Source organism: Rhodoferax sp. (assembly GCF_010365055.1).
In the GTDB taxonomy this organism is placed as follows: domain Bacteria; phylum Pseudomonadota; class Gammaproteobacteria; order Burkholderiales; family Burkholderiaceae_C; genus Rhodoferax.
Genome location: NZ_JAAFHA010000047.1, coordinates 20500 through 27385, shown reverse-complemented (window position 1 = coordinate 27385; position 6886 = coordinate 20500). Strand labels below are relative to the sequence as shown.

The window sequence follows — 6886 nt, the reverse complement described above, 5'->3', positions numbered from 1 at the left end:
TCCAGCTAAGAAAGCGGCTCCAGCTAAGAAAGCGGCTCCAGCTAAGAAAGCGGCTCCAGCTAAGAAAGCGGCTCCAGCTAAGAAGGCGGCACCGGCCAAGAAGGCAAGCGCTCCAGCGACCCCTGTGGCTCAGACCACATTGAACCCGCAAGCGGCCTGGCCTTTTCCATCGGGCAGCAAACCCTGAAAAGCCGAGATGGCATTTCTTCCAGCCCGGTGTTGCAAGGCCCCGGGCCTTTTTTTATGCCCTCGACGGGCGGGCGAATCAATCCTAAGGGTAAAAGGTCAGCAAACGATAGCCTGCAATGTGGTCTGACGTGCCCTCGACCCTGATCACCACGGTCAGAGAAACCGGCCACTCGGCACCCGCTGTCAACACATCCGCTTTGACACCAAGTTCTGAGGGCAGGAGTACCCGCCGCACCACTGGCTGATCAACGGAATCCGTTAGCGTCAGCTCAATGGCCGACACCGCCAGTGGAATGTCTGCTGTGTTTCTTACCGTGAAATTCAAACGATAGGAATCTCCCTGAAGTTTGATGAATGATGAACTGTCAATCACGATGGAATCAATACGGCGCAGCGGCGACACGACGCAATTCAAAGGCGCACAGAGCGCCAGCAACGCGGGCCGCCAGCCAGGCTTCAGCGCCGCGATTCGATCGCGCTCATGCAGCACAATTTGCCCTAGCAACCCGAGCAGCAAACCCAGACTCAGCAAGGCCAGCGCCGCACGTATGCCCGGCTTGCGCCAAAAAGAACCCCGCCGGCTGTTTTGCAGGAAGGAGAATTCGCTCAACTCAGGACGGATGTCAGCTTCCGCTTCCGCTTCAACTTCAACTTCAACTTCAACTTCAACTTCAGCTTCGGCATCGCGGTCAACACCTGCCCCAGATCCGAATGCCATGACTGTTGCATCGGCGGCCAGCGAGAAGGCCAAGGGCTCTACAGGCTGCACCGGCTCATTCAGCCCATCGCTCCCATCGAGTTCCCGCAAAGACGACATTGAACTTGACGGCGCTTCATCAACCAGCACGACATCAAGCGCAAGCAACTCGGGCACTTTCAATGCCGTCCCGGTATCGGACAACTCCGGCAGGGCCATTGGGGCCAATTCCGCCACAGGCGGCATCTGTAACAAATGAAGCCCAGCGTCGAATACCTCGTCACATTGGCCACACCTGACCCATCCTTCAGAAATCCGAAGTTGGTCTGGCACGACCTTGAACAGGGTCTGGCAAGACGGGCAACGTGTGATCAGGCTCATGGAATGAAAATTGTAGAGCTGTGCCCGGAGCAACTCAGTTTGACGCGGTCATCAATATCCAGCCCTCTTGCTGGTCAGCAATCGCCAATTGGCAATAGGGTGCGTAGGCGGCTTTCAGTTCATCGGCCTGGGCGGCAAGAATGCCGGCCAATACCAGTGAGCCACCCGGTGCCACATGCGACCACAACAAGGGCGCCAGCACCTTCAAGGGAGTCGCCAAAATGTTGGCCAGCACGGTTTGATAGACGCCTGTGGCGGCCTCGGGGAAGACGGCCGCCACATGGACATGATTGGCCTGCGCATTGAGCACGGTCGATTCAACCGCCGCGTCATCAATATCAACCGCATCAACGCTGGTGGCGCCATGTTTGGCCGCTCCGATGGCAAGAATGCCCGAGCCACAACCATAGTCCAGCACCCGCCCCAGCTTATTCTGGACTGTGGATTCATCCCCGTGACCACGCTGGGCGATCCAGCGCAAACACATGCGGGTGGTCGGATGTGTGCCCGTGCCAAACGCCAAGCCCGGGTCGAGACGAATGACAATGCGGGCCTGTGCGGGCGGTTCGTGCCAGGTCGGCACGATCCAAAACTCTGGCGTAATTTCTACCGGCGTAAACTGGGATTGGGTCAACCGCACCCAATCCTGCTCCGGCACAGCCTGCATACCCAACAATTGACAGTCGGAAAAAAAATCTTGCGCCTGCAGCAGAGTCAAAGCAGCTTGCGCTAAGGCCTTGGATGCATACAACGCAGTGACTCGGGACCGCTGCCAGCCTTTTTTGGGCGGCGGCATGCCAGGTTCACCGAACAGGGCCTGCTCCGCATCGGTCTGGGCGTCGGCATCCTCAATGCTGACACTCACGGCATCCAGCGCTTCGAGAGCGTCGCTCAAGGTTTCAACCCGGTTCTCCGGGCACATCAATTTCAATTCAAACATGCTAATTAGTTGAGGACAGAACTGGCTCGCTTCGCGCAGCTCCTGCCTGTCCCGCAAAGTTCCAATTTAGCGCTTGTGTTGAACAAGCCATTCTTCAAGATAGTGGATGTTGGTGCCACCGGCCATGAACTTCGCGTCCACCATCAACTCACGGTGCAACGCAATGTTGGTGTTGATGCCTTCCACCACCGTTTCACCCAAGGCTGAGCGCATGCGCGCCAACGCCTCCTCACGTGTGTCGCCATGCACAATGATCTTGCCAATCATGGAATCGTAATTGGAGGGCACGAAGTAATTGGTGTACACATGCGAGTCCACCCGCACTCCCGGCCCACCCGGAGCGTGCCACATGGTGATGCGACCCGGCGACGGAATGAATTTGAAGGGGTCCTCAGCATTCACACGACATTCAATGGCGTGGCCACGAATGCCAATCTGGCGCTGCGTGAACGGCAGCTTCTCACCGGCAGCCACCATGATCTGTGTCTTGACAATATCCACCCCAGTGATCATCTCCGTGACCGGATGCTCCACCTGCACGCGGGTATTCATTTCAATGAAATAGAACTCGCCATCCTCGTACAGAAACTCGAAAGTTCCGGCCCCGCGATAGCCAATCTTCTTGCAAGCTGCCACGCAGCGGTCGCCCAGGCGCTCAATCAGCCGGCGCGCAATGCCCGGCGCTGGCGCTTCTTCGAGAATTTTTTGGTGCCGCCGTTGCATCGAACAATCACGCTCGCCTAGGTAAACCGCGTTCTTGTACTTGTCCGCCAAAATCTGGATTTCAATGTGACGGGGGTTCTGGAGAAACTTCTCCAGGTACACCGCCGGGTTGCCGAAGGCGGCGCCGGCCTCGGCCTTGGTCATCGTGACGGCGTTGAGCAAGGCTGCCTCGGTGTGGACCACGCGCATGCCGCGCCCACCCCCACCGCCAGCGGCCTTGATGATGACCGGATAGCCCACCGCCTTGGCAATGCGGCGAATTTGCACCGGATCATCGGGCAGTTCGCCTTCTGAACCCGGCACACAGGGAACGCCGGCCTTGATCATTGCCTGTTTGGCAGAGACCTTGTCACCCATCATGCGAATCGATTCGGGCGTCGGGCCAATAAACTGGAAACCGCTTTTTTCTACCCGCTCGGCAAAATCAGCGTTTTCGCTTAAAAAGCCGTAGCCTGGATGAATTGCCTCGGCATCCGTTACTTCAGCTGCCGAAATGATGGCTGGCATATTCAAATAGCTCAGGGCCGACTGCGCGGGCCCGATGCAGACTGCCTCTTCGGCCAACTTGACGTATTTCGCCTCGCGATCAGCCTCCGAATAGACCATCACAGCCTGAATACCAAGCTCACGACAGGCACGTTGAATTCTGAGGGCGATTTCGCCCCGATTGGCAACCAGGATTTTCTTGAACATGGGAAGGTCCGCTCTAGGTCACTCAATCACAAACAAAGCTTGCCCGTACTCGACGGCCTGACCGTTTTCACAGAGAATTTGCGTCACCGTCCCCGCCATGTCCGATTCAATTTCATTGAGAATTTTCATCGCTTCAATGATGCAGACGGTGTCGCCCACCTTGATGGAGTCTCCAATTTCAACAAAGGATTTAGCGCCCGGAGAGGCCGCCCGATAGAACGTTCCCACCATCGGCGACTTGACCGTGTGGACAGCTGCGGCCGGGGCCGGGGCCGGCGCAGGCTCAGCGCTCTGGGCCGCCAACGCAACCGGTGCCAACACACTGCCAGGTGCCGCGTACTGCTGAACCATGGCGCCACCGCCCTTGACGATGCGAACCTTGCCCTCTGCTTCTGTGATCTCCAACTCCGAGACATTTGACTCTGACACGAGGTCAATCAGCGTCTTTAATTTTCTAAGGTCCATGAGATCTCCAACGAATTTTAAATAATGAGCCGCGAATTTACCTTAAATTTCGCCAAATGACAGCTATCTTCTTTTATTTTGCAGAATCTCAGCCTGATTTAGTAGTGCAATCCATTGACCCTTAACGCCGTTGAACGACTGCACGACGGCGACCTGTTGCGCCTCACCTCTATATCACTGAGGCCCAAGCCAGCAAGTTAGCTGGTGAGATTTGGCCTATTTTACGGTGCGCGACCATGCCGTCTGATCCAAGCACAACAGTGAATGGCAGACCACCAGTCAAGTTACCAAGGGATTTGCTGAGTTCAACACCCGGCAGTCCTGCCAATGCGACCGGAAAAGTCACGGGACTCTTGGCCAAAAACCGCTTCACCGGCTCCAACTGATCTACCGCGAGACCAAGAACTTGCCATCCTTTGGATGAGTATTCCTGATAAAAGCTGCTCAATAGCGGTAGTTCTTCAATGCAAGGAGGGCACCAGGTGGCCCAGAAATTCAATAACACAGGTTTACCCCGCAACGACGCCATGCTAAACAGGCCCCCATCAAGTCCATGGAACTCGAGTTGCCAAAGGGCCGACTCGGCGGCCGGCGCCATCGGCTGCGGCTGGTAAGTGCGCCAAGCCAGCCCGGCGCCAGCCAGTGCGGCGCCACCTGCCACCGCGCCCATCAGCCAGCGCCGACGACTCCTGGCAGCATTTTCTGCCAGTTCAGGGGGAGGCGTTGATGTTGTCATGGTCGCTGATCATGCAACAAACGCCGCACGGCCTCGATGTCCCCACGCGGGGAACGCCCTTTCGCGTCGGGTTTGAGCGCGCCGCGCATGTCATCGCAGTCGTACACGAGTAGGTGAACGCCCACCTCTTCCTTGAGGTCCGGGCAAAAGGCATGCACACTCAAGGACTCAACCAACTCACCGTTGAAACCGCTCACGGTGCGCGGCACATAGCACATTTGATGATCTATTAACGCTATTTCTGCCGATTTGCTGTCATCACAAAACAACTGAATGTAAATGTCGGAGAGTCGCGTCGCGGTGCCGTGCCACACGGCCCCGCCAAGGTGAGGCCTGAAAACAGCCATGTGCTCCATCCAGGCCAAGGCCAGACGACGCAAGGCCAGCAACTCAGCCGGCTGGGTGTCGGCACAAAACAGTGACACGTACTCCACCACCGCATCTTCGACCTCGTCATTGCCTGGCAGGGCGCTGCGCAGCGGCAGGCCCATCTGTTTGACGGCGCGCCGCTTGGCCGGTCCATACTCGAACCCCTCTTCCACGACCAAACGGGCAGCGACGCTCGCTATTTCTGATTTCAGGCTGTCCATGGGCGCCATTTTGCCCCGGATTGCGGGCCCAATGCCGCAGCCTAAAATCCAGCCATGCATATTCATATTCTTGGCATCTGTGGCACGTTCATGGGTGGCCTGGCCGCTTTGGCGCGCGAGGCTGGTCATAAGGTCACCGGCTGCGACGTTGGCGTATATCCGCCCATGAGCGACCAGTTGCGAGCACTTGGCATTGAATTGATCGAAGGCTTCGGGGCCGACCAATTGACACTGGCCCCTGACATGTTTGTGGTGGGCAACGTGGTCAGCCGCAACCATTTGCCCGACGGTACGCCAAAATTTCCCCTCATGGAGGCGATTCTGGACGCCGGCATGCCCTACACCAGCGGCCCCCAATGGCTGGCGGAACACATATTACAAGGCCGTCATGTGATCGCCGTCGCGGGCACCCATGGCAAAACCACCACCACCGCCATGGTGGCCTGGATATTGGAGTGTGCCAGTTTGCAGCCCGGTTTCCTGGTCGGCGGCGTGCCGATGAATTTTGATGTTTCTGCCCGATTGGGTGGAAGTCAGCCTTTCGTGATCGAAGCCGACGAATACGACACCGCATTTTTCGACAAGCGCAGCAAGTTCGTGCACTACCGGCCGCGCACCGCAGTGCTCAACAACCTCGAATTCGATCACGCTGACATCTTCGATGACCTGGCCGCGATTGAACGCCAGTTTCACCACCTGCTGCGCACCGTGCCCGGCGCTGGCCCACATGGCACGGGCCGGGTTGTGGTGAACGCACTGGAAGAGAGTCTGGCACGGGTGCTGCACATGGGCTGCTGGAGCGAGGTTCGCAGCTTTGGCGCGGCGGTCAGTGACTTCACTGCGACGGGCGATCCGCAAGAGTTCGACGTGCTGTACCAGGGCCAAATCGTTGGCCACGTGCAGTGGGCACTAACTGGCGTGCACAACCAGCTCAATGCGCTGGCGGCGATTGCCGCCGCACAGCATGTGGGGGTCTCGCCTGAGACCGCAGCTCGTGCGCTGGGCAGTTTCGAAAATGTGAAACGCCGCATGGAAATTCGCGGCAGCGTGCAGCGCCCGGGCGGCAGCATCACCGTGTATGACGACTTTGCCCACCACCCGACCGCGATTCGCACGACGATAGACGGCCTGAGACGAAAAGTTGGCCCGCATCAGCGCATCCTGGCGGTGTTCGAGCCGCGCAGCAACACCATGAAACTCGGCACCATGAAAGCGCAGCTTCCCTGGAGTCTGCAGGACGCCGATCTGGCGTTTTGCCATGGCGGAGGCCTGGACTGGGACGCGCGCGAAGCTTTGGCCAGCATGGACGCCAAGGCCCGCGTGAGCGACACGATGGATGAGCTGGTGGCACAGGTGACGGCGCAAGCCAAGGCCGGCGACCATATCCTGTGCATGAGCAATGGCGGCTTTGGCGGCGTTCACCTCAAGCTGCTGCAAGCATTACAAAATAAGTAGCTGCTACCCCAATAAAG

Annotated in this window: 7 protein-coding genes and 1 pseudogene; 2 read left to right on the top strand and 6 right to left on the bottom strand. The window is 57.9% G+C overall.

The window, feature by feature from the left end:
* Nucleotides 1-187: pseudogene (locus GZ093_RS11980) on the top strand (histone); the annotation flags it as partial.
* An 84-nt stretch (nucleotides 188-271) separates the two neighbouring features.
* On the opposite strand, the gene GZ093_RS11975 reads toward GZ093_RS11980, so the two are convergent.
* From GZ093_RS11975 to GZ093_RS11950, 6 genes are all read right to left on the bottom strand, one after another.
* On the bottom strand, nucleotides 272-1267 hold the full coding sequence (locus tag GZ093_RS11975) for a zinc-ribbon and DUF3426 domain-containing protein (protein ID WP_296486174.1): 996 nt from the start codon (nucleotides 1265-1267) through the stop codon (nucleotides 272-274).
* A 34-nt stretch (nucleotides 1268-1301) separates the two neighbouring features.
* Nucleotides 1302-2207, bottom strand: a complete 906-nt coding sequence (gene prmA / locus GZ093_RS11970) for a 50S ribosomal protein L11 methyltransferase (RefSeq protein ID WP_296486172.1) — start codon at nucleotides 2205-2207, stop codon at nucleotides 1302-1304.
* A gap of 66 nt (nucleotides 2208-2273) precedes the next feature.
* Nucleotides 2274-3623, bottom strand: a complete 1350-nt coding sequence (accC, locus tag GZ093_RS11965) for an acetyl-CoA carboxylase biotin carboxylase subunit (protein WP_296486171.1) — start codon at nucleotides 3621-3623, stop codon at nucleotides 2274-2276.
* Between the two features lie 18 nt (nucleotides 3624-3641).
* Nucleotides 3642-4088 carry an acetyl-CoA carboxylase biotin carboxyl carrier protein gene (gene accB / locus GZ093_RS11960; RefSeq protein WP_296486169.1) on the bottom strand — a complete coding sequence of 149 codons (447 nt, stop codon included), beginning with the start codon at nucleotides 4086-4088 and terminating at the stop codon, nucleotides 3642-3644.
* Nucleotides 4089-4257: 169 nt separating this feature from the next.
* Nucleotides 4258-4824, bottom strand: a complete 567-nt coding sequence (locus tag GZ093_RS11955) for a TlpA disulfide reductase family protein (RefSeq protein WP_296486167.1) — start codon at nucleotides 4822-4824, stop codon at nucleotides 4258-4260.
* Nucleotides 4821-5414, bottom strand: coding sequence for a hypothetical protein (locus tag GZ093_RS11950; protein WP_296486166.1), 594 nt, complete (start codon nucleotides 5412-5414; stop codon nucleotides 4821-4823). Before GZ093_RS11950 ends, GZ093_RS11955 begins: the two co-directional genes overlap by 4 nt.
* A gap of 54 nt (nucleotides 5415-5468) precedes the next feature.
* Between GZ093_RS11950 and mpl the strand changes: the two genes are divergently transcribed.
* Complete coding sequence (gene mpl / locus GZ093_RS11945; RefSeq protein ID WP_296486164.1) at nucleotides 5469-6869, top strand: UDP-N-acetylmuramate:L-alanyl-gamma-D-glutamyl-meso-diaminopimelate ligase; 1401 nt, start codon at nucleotides 5469-5471, stop codon at nucleotides 6867-6869.
* The last annotated feature ends 17 nt before the right edge of the window (nucleotides 6870-6886 follow it).